General features: G+C 73.9%; 16 protein-coding genes. 6 read left to right on the top strand and 10 right to left on the bottom strand.

The window, feature by feature from the left end; genetic code table 11:
- Positions 1-164: 164 nt before the first annotated feature.
- Positions 165-1,388 carry a heparan-alpha-glucosaminide N-acetyltransferase domain-containing protein gene (locus Q0817_RS00510; protein ID WP_298582629.1) on the top strand — a complete coding sequence of 408 codons (1,224 nt, stop codon included), beginning with the start codon at positions 165-167 and terminating at the stop codon, positions 1,386-1,388.
- Here the strand turns inward: Q0817_RS00510 and Q0817_RS00505 are convergent.
- From Q0817_RS00505 to Q0817_RS00490, 4 genes are all read right to left on the bottom strand, one after another.
- Positions 1,370-2,512 carry a uroporphyrinogen-III synthase gene (locus Q0817_RS00505; RefSeq protein ID WP_298582626.1) on the bottom strand — a complete coding sequence of 381 codons (1,143 nt, stop codon included), beginning with the start codon at positions 2,510-2,512 and terminating at the stop codon, positions 1,370-1,372. The genes Q0817_RS00510 and Q0817_RS00505 overlap by 19 nt on opposite strands.
- A gap of 488 nt (positions 2,513-3,000) precedes the next feature.
- Positions 3,001-3,534 carry a hypothetical protein gene (locus tag Q0817_RS00500; protein ID WP_298582623.1) on the bottom strand — a complete coding sequence of 178 codons (534 nt, stop codon included), beginning with the start codon at positions 3,532-3,534 and terminating at the stop codon, positions 3,001-3,003.
- A gap of 256 nt (positions 3,535-3,790) precedes the next feature.
- Positions 3,791-4,678 (bottom strand): alpha/beta fold hydrolase, encoded by an 888-nt coding sequence (locus Q0817_RS00495; protein WP_298582620.1) that lies wholly within the window; start codon positions 4,676-4,678, stop codon positions 3,791-3,793.
- 204 nt (positions 4,679-4,882) lie between these two features.
- A complete protein-coding gene (locus Q0817_RS00490; protein ID WP_298582617.1) occupies positions 4,883-5,452 on the bottom strand; it encodes a hypothetical protein in 570 nt (189 codons plus the stop codon).
- A 158-nt stretch (positions 5,453-5,610) separates the two neighbouring features.
- Here Q0817_RS00490 and Q0817_RS00485 point away from each other — a divergent pair, with 158 nt between their 5' ends.
- On the top strand, positions 5,611-6,924 hold the full coding sequence (locus tag Q0817_RS00485) for a DUF2252 domain-containing protein (protein ID WP_298582614.1): 1,314 nt from the start codon (positions 5,611-5,613) through the stop codon (positions 6,922-6,924).
- A gap of 12 nt (positions 6,925-6,936) precedes the next feature.
- Here Q0817_RS00485 and nirB read toward each other — a convergent pair whose 3' ends face one another.
- Positions 6,937-9,561, bottom strand: a complete 2,625-nt coding sequence (nirB, locus tag Q0817_RS00480; protein ID WP_298582611.1) for a nitrite reductase large subunit NirB — start codon at positions 9,559-9,561, stop codon at positions 6,937-6,939.
- Between the two features lie 312 nt (positions 9,562-9,873).
- Here nirB and nirD point away from each other — a divergent pair, with 312 nt between their 5' ends.
- The 3 genes from nirD (at position 9,874) to Q0817_RS00465 (ending at position 12,772) form a co-directional block, all read left to right on the top strand.
- Positions 9,874-10,257, top strand: coding sequence for a nitrite reductase small subunit NirD (nirD, locus tag Q0817_RS00475; protein WP_298583039.1), 384 nt, complete (start codon positions 9,874-9,876; stop codon positions 10,255-10,257).
- 48 nt (positions 10,258-10,305) lie between these two features.
- Complete coding sequence (locus Q0817_RS00470) at positions 10,306-11,340, top strand: hypothetical protein (protein ID WP_298582607.1); 1,035 nt, start codon at positions 10,306-10,308, stop codon at positions 11,338-11,340.
- 136 nt (positions 11,341-11,476) lie between these two features.
- Complete coding sequence (locus Q0817_RS00465) at positions 11,477-12,772, top strand: heparan-alpha-glucosaminide N-acetyltransferase domain-containing protein (RefSeq protein ID WP_298582605.1); 1,296 nt, start codon at positions 11,477-11,479, stop codon at positions 12,770-12,772.
- 12 nt (positions 12,773-12,784) lie between these two features.
- Here Q0817_RS00465 and Q0817_RS00460 read toward each other — a convergent pair whose 3' ends face one another.
- Together Q0817_RS00460 and Q0817_RS00455 are read right to left on the bottom strand one after the other, a co-directional pair.
- The gene (locus Q0817_RS00460) at positions 12,785-14,560 is read right to left on the bottom strand and encodes a phospho-sugar mutase (protein ID WP_298582602.1); all 1,776 of its coding nucleotides are present in this window, start codon (positions 14,558-14,560) and stop codon (positions 12,785-12,787) included.
- A 70-nt stretch (positions 14,561-14,630) separates the two neighbouring features.
- Entirely contained in the window at positions 14,631-15,452 is an 822-nt protein-coding gene (locus Q0817_RS00455; RefSeq protein WP_298582599.1) for a purine-nucleoside phosphorylase, read from the bottom strand.
- A gap of 86 nt (positions 15,453-15,538) precedes the next feature.
- Between Q0817_RS00455 and Q0817_RS00450 the strand changes: the two genes are divergently transcribed.
- On the top strand, positions 15,539-16,963 hold the full coding sequence (locus Q0817_RS00450; RefSeq protein WP_298582596.1) for an NAD(P)H-quinone dehydrogenase: 1,425 nt from the start codon (positions 15,539-15,541) through the stop codon (positions 16,961-16,963).
- A gap of 67 nt (positions 16,964-17,030) precedes the next feature.
- Here the strand turns inward: Q0817_RS00450 and Q0817_RS00445 are convergent, their stop codons facing one another.
- The 3 genes from Q0817_RS00445 to Q0817_RS00435 form a co-directional block, all read right to left on the bottom strand.
- A complete protein-coding gene (locus Q0817_RS00445) occupies positions 17,031-18,443 on the bottom strand; it encodes an MFS transporter (protein ID WP_298582591.1) in 1,413 nt (470 codons plus the stop codon).
- A gap of 80 nt (positions 18,444-18,523) precedes the next feature.
- A complete protein-coding gene (locus Q0817_RS00440) occupies positions 18,524-19,234 on the bottom strand; it encodes a 4'-phosphopantetheinyl transferase superfamily protein (protein ID WP_298582589.1) in 711 nt (236 codons plus the stop codon).
- A gap of 24 nt (positions 19,235-19,258) precedes the next feature.
- Positions 19,259-20,092 carry a thioesterase II family protein gene (locus Q0817_RS00435; protein WP_298582586.1) on the bottom strand — a complete coding sequence of 278 codons (834 nt, stop codon included), beginning with the start codon at positions 20,090-20,092 and terminating at the stop codon, positions 19,259-19,261.
- Positions 20,093-20,108: the final 16 nt, after the last annotated feature.

Raw genomic sequence — 20,108 nt, 5'->3', positions numbered from 1 at the left:
TGCGCCGTCGATCCGCCGTCGGTGTGCTTTCGCACAAGGGTGGACACCGTGGCGGGCCCGTCCCGGTTGGCCCGGGTGCCCCGGGGTGCGAAGATGGTCGCGCCCGTGGCCCGTCTCCGGGCCCCGACCCCGAGGACCGGACCCGACGAACAGGACGACCACCCATGAGGGAGCGCACCACCGAGAACCCGCCCGCGGCGGGCGGCACCGGCCGCGCCGCCCGGCGTGGAACCCGGCGCTCGGTGGGCGTCGACGCCGCCCGCGGGCTGGCGCTCGTCGCGATCATGTGCGTGCACATCCTGCCCATGTCCTACGCCGCCACGGGGAAGCCCACCGTGACGTGGATCCTGTTCCCCGGCGACTCCCCGGCCCTGTTCGCCCTGCTGGCCGGCACGGGGCTGGCGTTCACCTCCGGCGGCCGCCGGCCCTTCCGGGGCCGCGAGATGACCGCCGCCCGGGTGGGCATCGTGGTGCGCGCGCTGCTGCTCCTGCTCCTCGGGCTGCTGATCGGCCTGCTCATGCCGCCGGAGCCCCCGGCGTACAACATCCTGATCTACTTCGCCGCGTACTTCCTGCTCGCCCTGCCGTTCCTGGGGCTCGGGTCCCGGGCCCTGTTCGCCGGCGCGGCGGTCTTCCTCGTGGCCGGTCCGCTGCTGCTGCACCTCCTGGGCGACTCGCTGCCCGGGTTCTCCCTGTACAACCCGACCTTCGCCACCCTGGCCGCCGAACCGCTCGCGGTGCTGGGGCAGCTGCTGCTGACGGGGACCTACCCGGCCCTGCCGTACCTGGCCTACGTGCTGACGGGCATGGCCATCGGCCGGCTCAACCTCCGCCGCCGCGACGTCCAGGTCCGGCTGCTCGTGGTGGGCGCGGCGCTCGCGGTGACCGCGAAGCTCGTCTCGCGGCAGCTGCTCTACGCGGGGGACGTCTACACGCGGCTGCTATTCAGCGACCCGGACCTCACCGCGGCGCAGCTCGAGAGCCTGCTGGTGTACGGCCCCACGGGGACGCTGCCGACCACCTCGCCGTGGTGGCTCGTGCTCACCACACCGGACGTCAACACGCCGTTCTCCGTGGCGTGGAGCCTCGGGGTGAGCCTCGCCGTCGTCGGGACGTGCCTGCTCCTCGCCCGCCGGCACGGCGCGTGGCTGCAGCCCCTGGCGGCCCTCGGCGCGATGACGCTGACCCTGTACACGGCGCACCTCGTCTTCCTGTCCTTCGAGCTGTTCTACACCGCCCCCGCGCTGTGGCTGATCGCGAGCCTGGTGCTCTCCGTGCTGTTCGCCCTAGCCTGGCAGCGGGCCTTCGGCGCGGGCCCGGTGGAGCAGGCGATGAACGCGGTGGTCCGCCCGGTCCGCCGGGCCGTGGCTCAGACGTCCAGCCGGTAGCCGCGTTTGATCACGGTCACCACCAGGGGAGCGGGCAGGATCCGGCGCAGCCGCGAGATCACCATCTCCAGGGCGTGCTCTGTCTCCAGACCCGGCACCGCGGACAGCAGCAGCCCCCGGGAGACCACCGACCCGGGGTGCGCCGCGAGCGCCCGCAGCACCGCGACCTGGGCGTCGGAGAGCGGGACGAACACGTCCTCGAGCGCAGCGCCGGTGCTCATCAGCCGCAGCGTCCCGTGCCGGGTGGGCACCACGAGGGTGCGCTGCTCGATCGCGTGGGTGCACACGGCCCGGACCAGGGCCCCCAGCCGGAAGCGCTCCGGCACGAGCGGCTCCACCCCGGCCTCGCGCAGCGGCCCGGCGCACACGGGTCCCACTGCGGCGGCCGTGACGTCCGCGCGCAGGGCGTCCACGAGGTCCTCGTAGCGGCCCAGCTCCTGGGCGGTGCTGAACAGGGAGTCCACGGCGGGGGCGGCGGTGAAGGTCAGCACGTCCAGGCGGCGCTCGCAGACGTCGCGGATCAGGGCGGGCAGGCGCTCGCCGTCGTCGGCGGAGAGCCACCGGTAGGGGGCCACGGTGTCCACGCGCGCCCCCGCGGCCACGAGCCGCTCCAGCTGGAGCTCGTCGGCCATCCCGTGCAGCTGGACGGCCACGCGGGCGCCGGCCACGCCGTTGGCGAGGAGCCGGTCGACCACCGAGGAGGTCCGCTCGTCCTCGGAGGCCTCCGCGTCCTCGAGCTCGAGGGAGAGCACCTGGCCCCGGGCCTTCGCCCCGCGGGTGAGGACCCGCGCGGCCCGGAACGCGTCCCGCAGGTCCTCGCCGAGGCCCGCGGCGTCGGCGGCCTCGAACCACCGGCGCAGCCCGTAGGCCGTGGTCACCACGACGATCTCCGGCCGGTGGGCGAGCAGCGCGCGGGTGTCCTCGACCACCCGGGTGTCCTCGGCCACGGGGGAGATCATCAGGGCGGGCGCGTGCACCACCTGCGCGCCGCGGCGCTCCAGGGCGGCGATGAAGTCCGTGGCGCGGCGGTGGGCCGTCACGCCGACGCGGAACCCGGTCAGCTCACCGAGCGCGCCGCGAGCGCCGTGGTCACCGGGGGCGGGGGCGGAGGGGGCAGTGGTCATGCTCCGAGCGTAGGTCGGTCCTGTGACCGTGGTGTTTCCCCAGGTTTCCGATTCCGCACCGGCCGCTTTGCACCGTCGCGGCGACTGTGCGGAGCGGGGAGCGTGGCTCTGGGGACTGATTCCGGATGTGGAAGACGTGGGCCCCGCCACCCCGATGGGTTCGAGGGTCTTCACTGTCATGGCCGTCCCGCCGCAGAAGGAGCCGGTCGTCCAGCGGGGACGGATCACCGCAACACCGGCCGAGCGCCGGGCCGCCGCCGAGGACCGCGGGGACGCCGCCGTACCTTCACGGACTTCGAGGGTGAGCCCTACATCATGGCCACCAGCGGGGAGGTCCTCGAGCAGGAGTGAGGACCGGGGCCGGGTCGCCCGGCCCCGGGGGGCGGCCCCTGCACGAGCGTGTCCTCGTGCAGGGGCCGCCTCTGTCCATGTGCGGACAGGGGCGGCCCTGCTCTCCGGGACGTCCGATTCTCGGCTCGGTGGGGTCTCTACTCCTCCGGCATCAACTGCACCTCGGCGGCCTCGACGTAGGGCTGCTGGTCGTGGTCGGCGTAGAGCTCGTCCTCGAGGTCCTTCTGCTTCTCGTCCTCGATGGTGGGCAGGTCGAAGGCCTGCTGGACGGTGCCGGTGACCTCCACGACCTGGCCCTCCTCGATGTCGACCTGGTCCATGTCGTAGAGCACCAGCAGCCGGTCCACAGTGGTTCCCGCGGTGCCGGCGATCACGAAGGCGTCGTCGTCGATGACTTGGCCGACCTCGGCCGTGAGAGTGACCTCCTGACCGACGTAGGTCTCGCGGTCGTCGTAGAAGTCCTGGTCGTAGTTGCCGATGAAGGTGTCCCCGGCCGTGGGATTGTTCTCCGGGGCGGGGGAGGACTCCAGAACCTCGCCCTCGGTGACGTCCTCGACGTCGGTGCCGGTCTCGGGGCCTTCGGTGCTGCACCCGGCCAGGCCCAGTCCGGCGACGGCGGCCAGGGCTGCGGCGGCGGTGCGGGCGGTGGGGCGGCGATCACGAGTGGTCATTCGGTGCCTCCTGGATGAGTTGCTGCGGTGGGCCCGGTGCGGTGGGACCGGTGCGCGGCGAACCTGCGGTGGACCGGCCGACCGTAAGCACCCTGAGTGGTCCTTTTCAACAGCCGAGGCGCCAGTGGACCGGACCCGGCCGGAAACGTGACCGGCCCGTGACGGTCTCCGGTGTGACTTCGCCGGATGTGCCGAGGAGACACTCAGGCGCGGCGGCGGCCGCCCCCACTGACGGCCTGCCCGACTGCCTGACGCTTTACCCGCCGGCCGGGTCTGCCGCGGGGAGGACGTGGGCGACCCAGCGTGCCACCTGCTCGGCGACGAGCTGGGGGCGGGTCAGGGGCAGCATGTGGCCCTCGTCGGGGAGGCTGAGGAGTTCGCCGTCGGGCAGCGCCCCCATCAGTCTGCGCAGTTCTTCCTCGGACACCTCGGGGTCCGCGCTGCCGTGGATGACCAGGGTGGGCACCGTCAGGTCCGGGGCCATCCGGCTGCCGTCATGGCTGATGCTGGCCAGCGTGGTGCGGGCCAGGGCGCGAGGCCGGCTGTTGAGGAAGTCCTCCCGCACCCTGGCGACGAGTTCGCGCGGAGCCTCGGAGGTGAAGGCGAACCGGCGGACGAGCCGGTCGGACAGGACCTCCAGAGACCGGATCCGCTTGCCGACCAGCACGACGGTGCGCAGCACCTTCATCCAGCCCAGGCGCAGGGCCGCCTGCACCGGTGCCGGCAGGTCGCGTGCCGGGAAGCCGGGGAAGGTGACGGTGGATCCGCCGGAGCCGGCGAACACGGCCCCGGCGACACGGTCGTTGCCGCAGTGGTGGGCGCGGGCGACGACGATCCCCCCGCCGAGGCTGTTGCCGACCACCACGGCGGCCGAACCGTCGGGGACGACGGCGCGCAGCACCGCGTCGAGGTCCTTCGCATGGGCTTCCATGGAGTAGTCGCCGCTGCGGGCGTCACCGCTCTGGGCGTGCCCGCGCAGGTCGTAGGCCACCACGAGGTGCTCCGCGGCGAGCAGGTCCGGGACCGTCCCCCAGGAGTCGCTGGAGAGACCGAGGCCGTGCACCAGCACGACGATGGGGGCGTCGGCGGGCCCCCAGATGTGCAACGCCAGCCGGGTCCCGTCGAAGGATGTCACGTCGGTCATCGCTGCACTGCTCCTCGGATCGGTGCGGGCTGCCTCGCCCGTGGCCATGCCCCACCCTAGAGGGACCGGCACGGCTCGCGGCAAGGGAAGGGACAAGGAACAGCCATGCGCCCGGGCGGTCACGGTCAGGCGCCGGTCCGGCCGGCGGGTCAAGCCGCCCAAGGACCGCAGGACCCGATCGGCTCGGGGTCGATGCTGGGGGATTCAGCTCCCGGTGTGCCGGCGCGCCCAGCGGAGCACGAAAAGACCGGCGACCAGGGAGCCGCACATCCCGGCGAACAGGTCCACGACCGTGTCCGTGTAGCCCACCAGCATGCCCTGCGGGCTGATCTGCTCGACGACCCACTCGTAGTACTCCCACAGCACCGCCGCGGCCGATCCGACCAGGGTCACCCACAGCACCGGCGCCCACCCCCGGACCGAGCCCCCGGGCCGGCGGGCATCGGGCAGCAGGCCGGCGTCGACCAGCAGGAAGTAGGACACCGCCGCCAGGCTGCCGGGGGTCAGGACGTGGACGACCGTGTCGAAGTGCGGGATTTCTGCATACCAGTGCTGCACGGACCCCCACATCGCCAGCAGCACCAATACCGCGAAGGCCGCCACGAAGCCGGTGGGCACCTTCGCCCGCCGGGTCAGCAGCAGCACCACCGTCACCGCCGCGAAGCGCAGCATCCCGTCCCAGCGCTGCATCAGCCCCAGCCCCAGGGCACTGGCCACGGCCACGGCCACCGCCGTGAGGAACACCCACGATCCCGCTCTGCTTCTCGTGCTCATCCGCTCACGCTACGGCCCGGGACCTGAGGACCGCCAACACGGCGCCGGCGGCGCACGGTCTGCCGGTACCGCATCCCCTCCGTGAGCCGGATCCGGCGTCCGGGAAGCACCCTGACTCTGTCGCCCCGGCTCCCAGGGGATCCCGCTAGGGTCGCCGGATGATTGAGTCGGCCGAGCGTCAGCAGCACATCGTGGACACCCTCGTGGAGGCCCTGGAGGACCTCATGCACGCGAACCCGCTCGCGTTCCGGACGCGGTTCCGGAAGATGGCCGCGGACCCGTACGCGTTCTACCGCGGCAGCGCGGCCCTGTTCTACGCCGACATGGGGCAGCTGGAGGACGCCTGGGCGGACGAGCGCACGAGCCGGGTCTGGATCCAGGGGGACCTGCACGCGGAGAACTTCGGCACCTACATGAGCAGCGAGGGCCGGCTGACCTTCGACGTCAACGACTTCGACGAGGCCTACGTGGGGCACTTCTCCTGGGACCTGCGCCGCTTCGTGGCCTCGCTGTCCCTGCTGTGCTGGCAGAAGGCGCTTCCCTCCGAGGTCGCCCGCGACCTCGCACGGACCTATCTGCGGGCCTATCTCGACCGCGTCCGCGACTACGTGGCCGACGGCAGCGCCGACTTCGCCTTCCACCTCGACAACGCCGAGGGGCCCGTCCTCGACGTGCTGCACGCCGCGCGCACCGCCCGCCGGACCCGGTTCCTGGAGTCGATGACCGTCATCGACGCCTACGAGCGGCACTTCGCCGAGGACGGCTCCACCCGGCACCTGGACGAGGCCGAGCAGCAGAGGGTCGAGGCGGCCTTCGAGGACTACCTGGGCACCGTCCCGGAGGACGACCGGGCCCGGCGCCGGGTGTTCTACAAGGTCAAGGCCATCGTGGGGAAGAAGGGCTTCGGCATCGGCAGCGCGGGGCTGCCGGCCTACAACCTCCTCATCGAGGGCTTCGACGAGGCGCAGGAGAACGACATCGTGCTCACCATGAAGCAGGCCAAGACAGCCGCCCCCAGCCGGATCGTGACCGACGAAAGGGTGCGGCAGTTCTTCGCCGACGACGGCCACCGCGCCGTGGTGAGCCAGCGGTCGCTGCAGACCCACACCGACCCGCTCCTGGGCCACACCGTGCTGGAGGGCCAGGCCTTCGTCGTCTCCGAGCTCTCCCCCTACACGCTGGACCTGGAGTGGGGCGACCTCACCGAACCCGACCAGATCGCCCCCGTCCTGCGGGACCTCGGGCAGGCCACGGCCAAGATCCACTGCTCCACGGACGAGGACGGCGACCACGACCTCGTGCCGTTCCGCACGGAGACCGCCATCATGGACGTGCTGGAGGGCCGGGAGGAGGAGTTCGTCGAGGACCTCGTCGACTTCGCCGAGGACTACGCCGCCACGGTCCGGCACGACCACGCCCTGTTCGTCGACGCGTTCCGGGAGGGCGGGATCAGCGCCGTGCCGGCCGTCTGACCCCCGGTCGTCTCACTCGGCGGCCGCGGCGGCGTCGGCGCCCTCGCGCACGGGGATGCTCGGGCCGGTCAGCAGCACGGGGCCCTCGCCCACCTCGGCGGCGGCGCGCTCGGCGTCGGTCGCGGGCCGGCGCTGACCGCGCTCCAGCACGTAGTCCTGGGAGTCGTCCGGGGCGGCGTCGTTGACGAAGGAGCGGAAGCGGCGCAGCCGCTCGGGGTCTGCCAGCGTCGCGGCCCACTCGTCCTCGTAGCGGTCCACGTGCCGGGCCATGGCGGCCTCGAGCTCCTCGCCGATGCCCAGGGAGTCCTCGACGACGACGGCGCGCGCGTGGTCGATCCCGCCGTCGAGCTCCTCCTGCCACCGGGCGGTGCGCTGCATCCGGTCCGCGGTGCGGATGTAGTACATGAGGTACCGGTCGATGTACCGGACCAGGGTCTCGTCGTCCAGGCCCTGGGCCAGCAGCTGGGCGTGGGCGGGGTTCGCGCCGCCGTTGCCGCCGGTGTAGAGGTTCCAGCCGTCGGTCGTGGAGATGATGCCCACGTCCTTGCCGCGGGCCTCGGCGCACTCGCGGGCGCAGCCCGAGACGCCCATCTTGAACTTGTGCGGCGAGCGCAGCCCCCGGTAGCGCAGCTCCAGCCGCACGGCCATGCCCACGGAGTCCTGCACCCCGTAGCGGCACCATGTGGAGCCCACGCAGGACTTCACGTTGCGCAGGGCCTTGCCGTAGGCCTGCCCGGACTCGAAGCCGGCGTCCACGAGCTCCCGCCAGATCTCGGGCAGCTGCTCGAGCCGGGCCCCGAACATGTCCACGCGCAGGGCTCCGGTGATCTTCGTGTACAGGCCGTGCTTGCGGGCCACCTCGCCGAGCACGATGAGCTTCTCCGGGGTGATCTCCCCGGCCGGCACGCGCGGGACCACGGAGTAGGTGCCGTCCTTCTGCATGTTGGCCAGCGCCCGGTCGTTGGTGTCCTGCAGGGCGCCGCGGCCGGCGTCGAGCACGTACTCGTCCCGCTGGGAGGCGAGCACGGAGGCGACCACGGGCTTGCAGATGTCGCAGCCCAGACCGGTGCCGAAGCGGGCGACGACCTCGTCCCAGGAGGACAGGTCGAGGGCGCGCACGGCCTCGAAGAGCTCGGCGCGGGAGAGCTCGAAGTGCTCGCACAGGGCCTTCGAGATCTCCACGCCGGCCTTGGCCAGCTCCCGGTCCAGGGTCTTCTTGAGCATCGGGACGCAGGACCCGCACTGCGTGCCGGCCCGCGAGCACGTCTTCAGCTCACCGATCTCGTGCACGCCGCAGGAGATCTGCTCCCGCACGGAACCGGTCGTGACGTTGTTGCAGGAGCAGATGACGGCGTCGTCGGGCAGGTCCCCGGCCGGGGCGTCCCCGCCGGACGCCGAGAGGTAGGCACCGGGCTCGCCGGGCAGCTCCCGGCCCAGCAGCGGGCGCAGCGCGTTGTACGGCTCGGCGTCGCCCACGAACACCCCGCCCAGCAGGGTCTTCGCGTCCTGGGTCGTGACGACCTTCTGGTACATCCCGCGGGCGGGGTCCGCGTAGACGACCTCGAGGCAGTCCTCGGTCTCGCCGTAGGCGTCGCCGAAGGACGCGACGTCCACGCCGGAGAGCTTGAGCTTGGTCGCGGTGTCGAACCCGTCGAAGCTGGAGCGCCCGCCCGCGAGCCGGTCCGCGACGATCTCCGCCATGGTGTTCGCGGGGGCCACGAGCCCGAGGCACTCCCCGTTCCAGGAGGCGACCTCGCCGATCGCCCACACGTGCTCCGCGGAGGTGCGGCAGGCCTCGTCGATCACCACGCCGCCGCGCGGGGCGGTCTCCAGGCCCGCGTTGAAGGCCAGCCGGTCCCGGGCCCGGATGCCGGTGGCCACGATCACCAGGTCCGCCTCGAGGTCGGGGGAGTCCCGGAACTCGACGGCGCACACCTCGCCGTCGGACTTGCGCAGCCCCACGCCGGAGGGGCGCTCGCCCAGGTGCAGGCGCACGCCGCGCGCGGAGATGAGGGCGTTGAGGGAGCGGCCGGCGCCCTCGTCCAGCTGGGCGTTCATGAGCCACTTGCGGGAGTGCACCACCGTGGCCTCCGCGCCGAGCTCCTGGAGCCCGCCCGCGGCCTCGAGACCCAGCAGGCCCCCGCCGATCACCACGCCGTGCGGGGTGCGCCCGTAGCGGGCGCGCAGCCGCTCGACCTCGGCGCGGATCCCCGCGACGTCGTCGAGGGTGCGGAAGACGAACGCGTGGTGGGCGCCGGGGACGTCCAGGCGGGCGGCGTCGGAGCCGGTGGCCAGGACGAGCTCGTCGTAGCCGGTGACGGTGCCGTCGGCCGCCGTGACCGTGCGCGCCGCGGGGTCGATCTCCCGGGCCTTCACGCCCTGGCGGAGCTCCACCCGGGGGTCCTGCCACACGGTGCCGCCGCCCAGGGTCAGGTCGACCGCGCCGTCGGGACCCGTGAGCGCCTTGGACAGCTGGACGCGGTCGTAGGGGGTCCACGGCTCGTCGGCGAACACGGTCAGGCGCACGTGGTGGTCCTGCGCGGAGAGCACCGCCTCCGCGAAGCGGTGGGCGGCGGGCCCGCCGCCGACCACGACGACGTGCTGCGGGGACTGCGGTGAGAAGGGGGAGCGCGGCACGGGGACCTCCGGGAACGGTGAGGGGCTGGGGCGTCGCTGCCGACTCTAGGAGCGGGGGATTGCCCCGCCGTTGCCCCTCCGTTCCGGTCGCCTTTCGGCTTCCTCACCACGGCGCCCGCCCCGTGTGAGCGGGCTTTGACCGGCGCGAAACGGCGCCGGCGCGTGCCGGTCATCCGCCCCGCCTAGCGTCGAGCACGACGCGTCGAGCCCGACGATCCGCCCCGATGATCCGCCGAGCCGCAGGAGGCCCCCGTGAGCACGACCCTGACCCCGATTCCGACCCCGATTCCGACGCCGGCTCCGGCGCTGGGGATGACGGCCGTGACCGCGGCCGCCACGGCGCCGGACGCCCCGGCCCGTGCCGCCGGGACCGCGTGGCACGACGTGTGCGCGCTGGCCGACCTCGAGCCCCTGTGGGGCGAGGCCGCCCGGGTGGCCGGGCGCCAGGTGGCCCTGTACCGGGTGGACGCCGAGACGGTGCTCGCGGCCGACCACCGCGACCCGCGCACCGGGGCCTGCGTGATGGCCCGCGGCATCCTCGGCTCCCGCGGCCCGGCCGTCACGGTCGCCTCGCCGCTGCACAAGGAGGTCTACGACCTCGCGACCGGCCGGTGCCTCACCGGCGACGGACCCGCCCTGCCGGTGCACCCGGTCGAGGTGCGGGACGGACGGGTGCACATCGGTCTGCCCGGCTGACGGCACGTCGTCGGCGTTCTCCCAGGAGCCTCTCCGTAAGATGACCGGGTGACACGACAACACCCCTGGCGCGGTCTGCGGTGGCCGTGGCACCAGCACCGCCACCGCGGCGAGACGTCCCGGCGCTCCCGGCGGCGGCTGGGCCTGCTCGCGGCGGGCGCCCTGGCGCTGGTGGTCCTGCTCGTCGCGACGGTGGCCCTGCTCGTCGGCCGGGGCACCGAGGAGCCCCCGGAGGCCGCGGCCCCCGAGACCGTCTCCTGCGCCCGCTACGGCCTCGACGGCGTCCGCGTGACGGCCCGCGGACCCGGCGGGCCCACGGACGCGGCGGTGCTGGACGCCCGCGTGTTCGGCCCCGGGCAGGATCGGCAGGACCGCTTCCAGCAAGAGTTCGAGCACGAGGGCATCACGAGCTCCTACCACGTCTTCGCCGAGGGCCTGGACTGGGACCGGCCGGTGGGCGTCGTGTACCACTTCCACGGGGACGGGGCCTTCGAGTACGAGAGCCCCGAGTACACCTCCTCCTGCCTGGCCGAGGTCGCCCGGGAGCACAACATGCTGCTGGTGGTCCCGCGGACCCCCGACCGTTCGGGGGACACCACCTGGTGGGAGGAGCGGGACCACAACGGGCGGTGGTTCCGGGCGCTCGTCGAGGAGCGTCTCGAGCCGGAGTACGACATCGACCGCTCCCGGACCTGGCTGACCGGGTACTCCGGCGGGGCCCAGTTCATCAGTCAGGAGCTGCTGGCGGACCACGTCGACCTCGTGCCCGGCGGCGGCGCGATCATGATGGGCGGCGGGCAGGCCCCGGACTCGCCCTCCGCGGAGCCCACCCGCGAGCAGCGCGAGGAGCTGCGCCTGCGCTGGGACGTGGGCGCGGAGGACGACGGCACCGACCCGCAGGCCCGGTTCAACGCCCTGGCCGCGGCCTGGGACGGGCAGCACTGGTACGAGGAGCAGGGCTACGACCACGCCCGGATCCGGATCCGGGATGGTGTGGACCACTTCGGACTCCCGTACGCCCGCATCCTCGCGCGCCAGCTGGGCGCCGCCGAGGAGCGCGCCGCGGCCCAAGATGATTCCTAGCACGAGCGCCGACCGGCGTTTGCTCGAGTAAGCTTGGTGATGCACCGGCGCGCCGTGAGTCCGTCCGCCAGGACACTCGAGCGGGCACCGGGCGCCGTGCCGGGGGGCACGCACCGATCGATCCATGGGGGACCGAATGTCCGCACACCGCACGCCGCCGCCGGGGACGGCTGCCACCACCCAGGTCCTGAGCGGGGACCCGGGGGGCGACGCCGCCGGAGGCGCCCGCCCGGGTCGGCGTCTGCTCGGCGTCGACGCCGCCCGGGGCCTCGCCCTGTTCGGCATGGTCGCCGTGCACACGCTGCCGTCCTGGGACGAGCAGACCGGCGCGGCGAACCTGTCCTGGACCCTGTTCGCCGGCCACTCCGCCGCCCTGTTCGCCACGCTCGCAGGTGTCAGCCTGGCCTTCGCGTCGGGCGGGCGCACGCCCCGCACGGGACGGCGGATGACGGCCACCCGGTGGGCGCTGGCCGGACGGGCGGGCGTGATCGCCCTCGTCGGCTTCCTGCTGGGCTTCCTGGCGCTGCCCGTGAGCAACATCCTCATCTACTACGGACTGCTGTTCCTGCTGGCCGTGCCCTTCCTGCGCCTCCGGACACGGTCACTCCTGCTGTGGGCCGCGCTCTTCGCCCTCGCCGCGCCCTTCCTCATGCAGTGGTCCCTCGACGTGCTGCCGGGGCTCGAATACGCGAACCCCAGTCTCGTGGACCTGGTCGTCGACCCGGGCACCGTCCTCTCCCAGCTGCTGCTGACCGGCGTCTATCCCGCCCTGCCCTGGATGGCGTTCCTGCTGGCCGGACTGGCCATTGGACGCACCGACCTGACGAGCCGGAGGGTGCAGATCCTCCTCGCGGGGGCCGGGGCCGCCGTGGCCCTGCTCACGTGGGGGTTCTCCGTCCTCGCGCTGCGGGTGCTCGGCGGCTACGAGGCGATCGTCCAGGGCACGCCCTGGATGGACCGGTCGGCGATCGACGAGGTGATGGTCTTCGGCGGGGACCCCTCCTTGCCCACCGACACCCTGTGGTGGCTGCTGATCCCCACTCCGCACTCGAACACACCGGTGTTCCTGGTGCTCAATGTGGGCCTCGCACTGTCCGTCCTCGGCATCTGCCTGCTCCTGGAGCGGGTGGCCGGCCGGGTCCTCGCACCGATCGCCGCGGCGGGCGCGATGACGTTCACGCTCTACACGGCCCACCTGCTGATCCTGTGGCCGGAGTACTACGACCTCGCCCCCATGGCCTGGACCTGGGGCCAGATCGTGACGTTCACGGTGTTCGCCCTGCTGTGGAAGCGGGCCCTGGGCCAGGGACCGCTGGAGAAGGTGGTCACGCGCTTCACCCGGGCCATCTCCCGGGGGGTCCTCGCCCGGGGCGGCGACGGGACGCAGCGGCCGGCGCCTTGGAGCGCCCCGCGCGGGCCGGGCCGGAGGTAGGACCCGGCGCCGTCAGAGGCCCAGGGCGGACTCGAGCTCGGCGCGGATCCGGGCCAGCCGCTCCTGCGCCTCGGCCAGGGCAGCCGGCAGCCCCGCCCGGCCCACCACCGGGGAGACCACCTCGAGGTAGCACTTGAGCTTCGGCTCCGTCCCGGACGGGCGCACGATCACCCGTGCGCCGTCCGCGGTGAGCAGGCGCAGGCCCTCCGTGGGCGGCAGCCCGGTGCCCGGGGCGGCGAGGTCCACGACCTCCACGACCTCGGAGCCGCCCAGCGCGGCCGGAGGGTCGTCCCGCAGGGCGGCCGTCATGACCGGGATGCGGGCCAGGTCCGCCACCCGGATGCTCAGCTGGTCGGTCGCGTGCAGCCCGTGGGCGACGGCGAGGTCGTCCAGGACGTCGAGCAGGGTCCGGCCCTGCGCGCGCAGCTCGTCGGCGAGCACCGCCACGGCCACGGCGGCGCTGATCCCGTCCTTGTCCCTGACGACCTCGGGGGCCACGCAGTAGCCCAGCGCCTCCTCGTAGCCGTACACCAGCCCCGGGACGCGGGCGATCCACTTGAACCCGGTCAGCGTCTCCCGGTGCTCGATCCCGGCCGCGGCGGCGATCCGGCCCAGCAGCCGGGAGGAGACGATCGAGTTGGCGAACACAGCGCCGGCGCGGCCCGCCCAGCGCGCCGCGGCGGCGTGGCCGAGCAGCGCGCCGACCTCGTCGCCGCGCAGCATCCGCCAGTCCTGGTCCGCGCTCCCGCCCGCTGTGCTCCCGGCCCCGGGCACCGGGACGGCCACGGCCACCCGGTCCGCGTCGGGGTCGTTGGCGAGGACGAGGTCCGCGCCCTCCGCGCGGGCGGCGGCCAGGGCCAGGTCGAGGGCGCCGGGCTCCTCGGGATTGGGGAACGCGACAGTGGGGAAGTCCGGGTCCGGCTCCGCCTGCTCGGGGACAGGGTGGACGTCGGCGAGACCGGCCCGCCGCAGGGCCTCCGTCGTCGTGCGCCCGCCCACCCCGTGCATCGCGGTGAGGACGATCCGCAGGGACCGCTCCGCGCCCGGGGCGGCGGGGACGACGGCGTCGAGGTAGTCCTGCTCGACGCTGCGCGGCAGGACGGTCCACCCCTCGCGCGCCCGCGGGATCTCCCCGACGGGGCCGACGGCCGCGATCCGCTCGGCGATCAGCCGGTCCTGCGGGGCCACGATCTGGCAGCCGCGGGCCTCGGGCTCCACGGCCCGCCCGCCCAGGTAGACCTTGTAGCCGTTGTCCGCCGGCGGGTTGTGGCTGGCCGTGACCATGACGCCCACCTCGGCCCCGAGGGCCCGCACCGCCCACGCGAGCACGGGGGTGGGCAGCGCCGAGGGCATCAGCAGCGTCTCGATCCCGGCGGCCGTGAACACCGCGGCGGTGTCCCGGGCGAAGACGTCGGAGCGGTGCCGGGCGTCGTAGCCGACCACCGCGCGGGGTCGCCGGGCGGACGCCACCGCGGCGGCGTCCGCGGTGGCGTCCGCCGGGGTCTGCACGGCCAGGACGTGGGCGGCCAGCCCTGCGGCGGCGCGCAGCACCACCACCCGGTTCATTCGCATGGGCCCGGCCCCCATGGCCGCCCGCAGCCCCGCGGTGCCGAACTGGAGGGTGCCCGAGAAGCGGTCCGCGAGCTCCGCCCGCGCCGCGGCGTCGCCGGTCCCGGCGGCCTCGACGAGGCCCGCCAGCTCGGCGCGGGTGACGGGGTCCGGGTCGGCGGCGCCCCACGCGCGCGCGGCGTCGAGGAGCTGCGGCTCGGTGCGGGAGTCGGTGGTCATGGCGCGGCCTCCTGGCGGTGATCGGGTGCGCGGGGCGCCGGGCCGGGAGTCCGTCCCGGCCCGGGGCCGGTCAGAGCTGGGCGACGATGCGGGCGAGGAGCCCGGAGATCCGGGCGCCCGCGGCCCGCCCGGCCTCGAGGACCTCCTCGTGGGAGAGCGGGGTCGCGGAGATCCCGGCCGCCTGGTTGGTCACGAGGGAGATCCCGAAGACCTCCATCCCCGCGTGCCGGGCGGCGATGGCCTCCAGGGCGGTGGACATGCCGACGAGGTCGGCGCCCAGCACCCCCGCCATCCGGACCTCGGCCGGCGTCTCGTAGTGGGGGCCGGGGAACTGCGCGTAGACCCCCTCGTCGAGGGCGGGGTCCACCCCGCGGGCCAGCTCCCGCAGCCGCGGCGAGTACAGGTCCGTGAGGTCCACGAACGTGGCGCCCTCGAGCGGGGACCGGCCCGTGAGGTTGAGGTGATCGCTGATGAGCACCGGGGTGCCGGGACCCCAGGACGGGTTCAGCCCGCCGCAGCCGTTGGTCAGGATCATGGTGCGCGCCCCGGCGGCGGCCGCGGTGCGCACGCCGTGGACCACGGGGCGCACGCCCCGGCCCTCGTAGTAGTGGGTGCGGGCGCCGATCACCAGTGCGTGCCGGCCCGCGGCGGTGCGCACGGAGCGCAGCGTGCCGACGTGGCCCTCGAGGGCGGGCGGGGTGAACCCGGGGATCTCCGCGGCCGGGATCTCGGCGACGGTCTCGCCGATGAGCTCCGCGGCCTGGCCCCAGCCGGAGCCGAGGGTCAGGGCGATCTCGTGCGTGTCGACCCCGGTGGCGCGGCGGAGGGCGTCCGCGGCCTCCTGCGCGAGCTCGAAGGGGTCGTCCCGGTCGGTGCTGTGCTCTGTGTCCACCCGCCACAAGCTACCGCATGGTCCGGAGCGGCGAGGTGCGGCCGGGCCGGTTCCTCTCGCGCAGCGGCACCTGCAAGAATGGCCGGGTGACTGCACACAGCGAATTCTCCATCCAGAAGCTCGTCATCATCGGCGGCGGTCCGGGCGGCTACGAGGCCGCCCTCGTCGCGGCCAGCCTCGGCGCGGACGTGACCATCGTCGAGCAGCAGGGCCTGGGCGGGTCGGCGGTGCTGACTGACGTGGTCCCCTCCAAGACGCTCATCGCCTCCGCCGACGCCATGACCCGCTTCGCCGAGGCCGCGGACCTGGGGGTGCACGTGCGCGGCGGCAGCATGGACGGCGACGAGATCAACCACCTCGGCGTGGACCTGGAGAAGGTCAACACCCGTCTGCTGCGCCTCGCGGCGTCCCAGTCCCGGGACATCAAGCGCGGGCTCGAGCGGGTGGGGGTGAAGGTGATCGCGGGCACCGGCCGGCTGCTGAGCCCCACCAGCGTGCAGGTCACCACCGAGGACGGGCTGGAGTACACCCTGGACGCGCAGGCCGTGCTGCTCGCCGTCGGCTCCCTCCCGCGCGAGCTGCCCTCCGCGAAGCCGGACGGGGAGCGGATCTTCAACTGGAAGCAGGTCTACCACCTCACCGAGGTCCCCGAGCACATGATCGTGGTCGGATCCGGCGTCACCGGGGCGGAGTTCGCCTCGGCCTACCGGGGCCTCGGGGCCGAGGTCACCCTCGTGTCCTCCCGGGACCAGGTGCTGCCCGGCGAGGACGAGGACGCGGCGGCGGTCCTCGAGAACGTGTTCGAGCGCCGCGGCATGAACGTGCTCAACCGCTCCCGCGCCGACTCCGTCGAGCGCACCGAGAACGGGGTGATCGCGACCCTCTCCGACGGGCGCAAGATCGCCGGCTCGCACTGCCTCGTGGCGGTCGGCGCGATCCCCGCCACCGACGACCTCGGCCTCGAGGAGGTCGGGGTGGCCCGCGCCGACTCCGGGCACATCAAGGTGGACGGCGTCTCCCGCACCACCGTGCCGGGCGTCTACGCCGTGGGCGACTGCACGGGCGTGCTCCCGCTCGCCTCGGTGGCGGCCATGCAGGGCCGGATCGCCGTGGCGCACCTCATGGGCGACGCCGTGAAGCCGCTGCGCACCCACCTGGTCGCCTCCAACATCTTCACCTCGCCGGAGATCGCCTCCGTGGGCGTGAGCGAGAAGTCCATCGAGGACGGCACCTACCAGGCGGACACCATCATGCTGAAGCTGTCCACCAATCCCCGCGCCAAGATGATGGCGGTCGAGGACGGCTTCGTGAAGATCTTCTCCCGCAAGGGCTCCGGCACGGTGATCGGCGGCGTGGTGGTGGGCCCCCGCGCCTCCGAGCTGATCTTCCCGATCGCGCTGGCCGTCACCCACAAGCTGCACGTCGACGACCTCGCCGACACCTTCACGATCTACCCGTCCCTCACGGGCTCGATCTCGGAGGCCGCCCGCCGCCTGCACGTGCACGTCTGAGTCCCGCACCGCACGAGAACGGCCGCATCCCCGACGGGGATGCGGCCGTTCTCGTGCTGCCCGCAGCTCAGCGGCGGGTGACGACGTGCGCCATGTCGACGTCCTTCGTCTCCGGGGAGAACCAGAGCGCCACGAGGGTCAGCACGGCGCCGAACGCGAGGTAGAGGCCGACGGAGCCCACGCCGTAGCTGGCGTTGAGGGTGACGGCGACGTACGGGGTGATGGCCGCGCCGAGGATCGAGGCCACGTTGTACGCGACGCCGGAGCCGGTGTAGCGCACGTTCGTGGGGAACAGCTCGGGCAGGATCGCGGACATCGAGCCGAAGGTCAGGCCCATCAGGGTCATGCCGACCGTGAGGAAGAACAGCACGCGGACCATGCTGACGTCCTCGCCGGTGCCGACCGCGGCCGGGTTCATGAGCATCCCGAAGCTGAGCCCGAAGAGCAGGATCACCGAGGTGATGACCAGCTGCGAGCTGCGCCGGCCGTAGCGGTCGGCCACCCACCCGGAGACGGGGACCATCGCGGCGAACAGGAGCACGGAGAGCAGCTGCAGCACGAGGAAGTCCCGGTAGGGGATGCCCAGGCCGCCGTTCTCGGGGCTGCCGATGCCGTAGGAGAGGATCCAGGCGGTCATCAGGTAGAAGAGCATGTAGGTGGCCAGCATGATGAACGTGCCCTGCACGATCTGCAGCCAGGAGCTCCGGAAGGCCTCCACGATCGGGGCCTGGACCTTCTCGCCCTGGTCCAGGGCCTTCTGGAAGACCGGGGTCTCCTCGAGCTTGAACCGCACCCACAGGCCGAGGACCACCATGACCACGGAGGCCAGGAACGGGATGCGCCAGCCCCACGTGAGGAACGGGTGGTCGGTGCCCTGGTCGGCGACCGAGACGAAGCCCATCACGAGGGTCAGCACCAGGAAGAAGCCGTTGGCCAGGATGAAGCCGAACGGGGCGCCGAGCTGGGGCCACATGGCGGCGCGCGCCCGCTTGCCCTCCTCGGCGTACTCGGTGGCCAGCAGGGCCGCGCCGGACCACTCGCCGCCCAGGCCCAAGCCCTGGCAGAAGCGCAGGATCGTCAGGATGAGCGGGGCCCAGATGCCGATCGAGTAGTAGGTGGGCAGCAGGCCGATGAGGAACGTGGCGACGCCCATGGTCAGCAGCGCGCCGATCAGCGTGGCCTTGCGGCCGATCCGGTCGCCGAAGTGCCCGAAGATCACGGAGCCGATCGGGCGGGCCACGAAGGCCGCGGCGAAGGTCGCCATGGAGGCGAGCAGCTTGGCCGTCTCGTCCTCGCCCGCGAAGAACAGCGCGGGGAACACGGCAACGGCCGCGGTGGCGTAGACGTAGAAGTCGTAGAACTCGATCGTCGTGCCCACGAGGGACGCGAGGATCACCCGGCTGCGGGGCACGCGGTCGGACAGGGGGAGGGAGGGGGCGGACGCACCGGTGGCGTCCTGCCCGGTCACCGAAGAGGACATGGGGAAACCTCGGTCGTAGCAGTGGGCGGGGACAAGATCACGATGGTACGCCGCGGCGTCCGCATGCCGGGTCCCCTGTCTCACATCCTGGGACGCCGATCGGTCCAGGGCTCGCGGACGGTGAGGGCCGCCCGGGCCTCCTCGCCGCCGGGGGCAAGGGGGACGTCCAGGATCCGCCAGCCGGGCAGCGGGTGGCCGGGGAGCCGGCCGGCGCCCACGCGGTCCACGGCGGGATCGCGGGAGAGACCCGCGCCCAGGGCCTTGAGCAGGGACTCCTTGCGGGCCCACACCCGCGCGACGGCGGCCGGCCGGCGCCGCCGGCGGGTCCAGGCGAGGCGGCGCCGCTCGGCCGGGTGCAGGACCAGGGACATCTGCTCGGCGCCGGCGAGGTCCGGGATGCGCTCCACGTCGATCCCGAGCTCCCGCGGTCCCGTGGCGAGCAGGACGTGCCCGCCGCTGGAGGAGAGCGAGAAGTGCAGGCCGGGCACGGCGGGCTTGCCGCGCCGTCCGGCCGCTCCGGGGGCGGGCCCCAGCGGCACCGCGGCCGGCTCGGTCCCGAGCCGCTCGGCCAGCACGGCCCGCAGCAGGCAGCGGCGGGCGAGGAACGCCTCGCGGTCCTCCTCGCGCAGGAACCCGTCCCGGCGGACCCGCTCCGCCGGGTCCAGCCAGGACGCCTGCACGGTGCGCGCCCACGGCACGAGATCGGGCACGTGCGCCCGGACCAGGGTCACGTCCCCGGCCCGGCGGGGCGCGGGGAACGGGGCCCAGAGCGGGTCCGGAGGAGCCGTCACGGCGGGGCGCTCACGGGCCGGGGCTCACCGGGGCCCGCCGGGCCCGGCGCACGCCGCGAGGTCCGCGAGCAGCCGGTCCCGGTTCCCGGCGAGCGGGTGGTGGCCGCCGGGGTACTCCCGCCGCTGCACGGGCCCGGTGCTGACCGGGCGCCAGGCGTCCATGCCGGCGGCGTCCACGGTCTCGTCCTCCGTGCCGCGCAGCAGCAGCAGGGGCGCCCCGACCGGGGCGGGGAGCCGGTCGTGGGCCATCGAGAGCCGCAGGTCCGCGCGCAGGGCGGGCAGCTGCAGGGCCAGCAGCTCGGGGTTCTCCAGCACGGCCTCGGGGGTGCCGCCGAGTCGTCGCAGCCACCGGGCGAGCGCCTCGTCCGCGGCCGGGTCCGGCGCGGCGAGCCCGGCCCGCAGGTCCTCGTCCTCGACGTCCACCGCCCCCGGGGCGGTCTTCGCGGACAGCGCGAGCAGCGCCACGGGGACTCCCTCCCGGTGCTCGAGGAGCGAAGCGAGCTCGGCCGCGACGGAGGCGCCCATGCTGTGGCCCAGGACCACGAGCGGGACGTCCGGGGACCCCGGCACGGAACTCCAGGCGGCGGCGGTCACGGCCTCGGCAGCCTCCGCGGCGAGGGCCGCGACCGAGGGGGCCGCCGGCTCCCGGAAGCGGTTCTCCCGGCCGGGGTACTGGACGCCGAGCACGTGCACGTCCTCGCGGACCAGGAACCGCCAGTAGCCGGCGGCCGCGCCCGAGGGCGGGCAGCAGAGCACCCGCAGCCGCGGCGCCCGGGCGGGCGCGCCGCTGCGCAGCCGGTCCTGCGCGGAGAGGTCCACGAGGCAGCGCGCCGGGGCTCCGGCGGGGCGGGTGCTCATCGGGTCCGGGCTCCCC

Origin of the sequence: uncultured Kocuria sp. (genome assembly GCF_947500125.1) — a bacterium.
Classification (GTDB): Bacteria; Actinomycetota; Actinomycetes; order Actinomycetales; family Micrococcaceae; genus Kocuria.
This window is presented reverse-complemented; position numbering and strand designations above follow the sequence as displayed.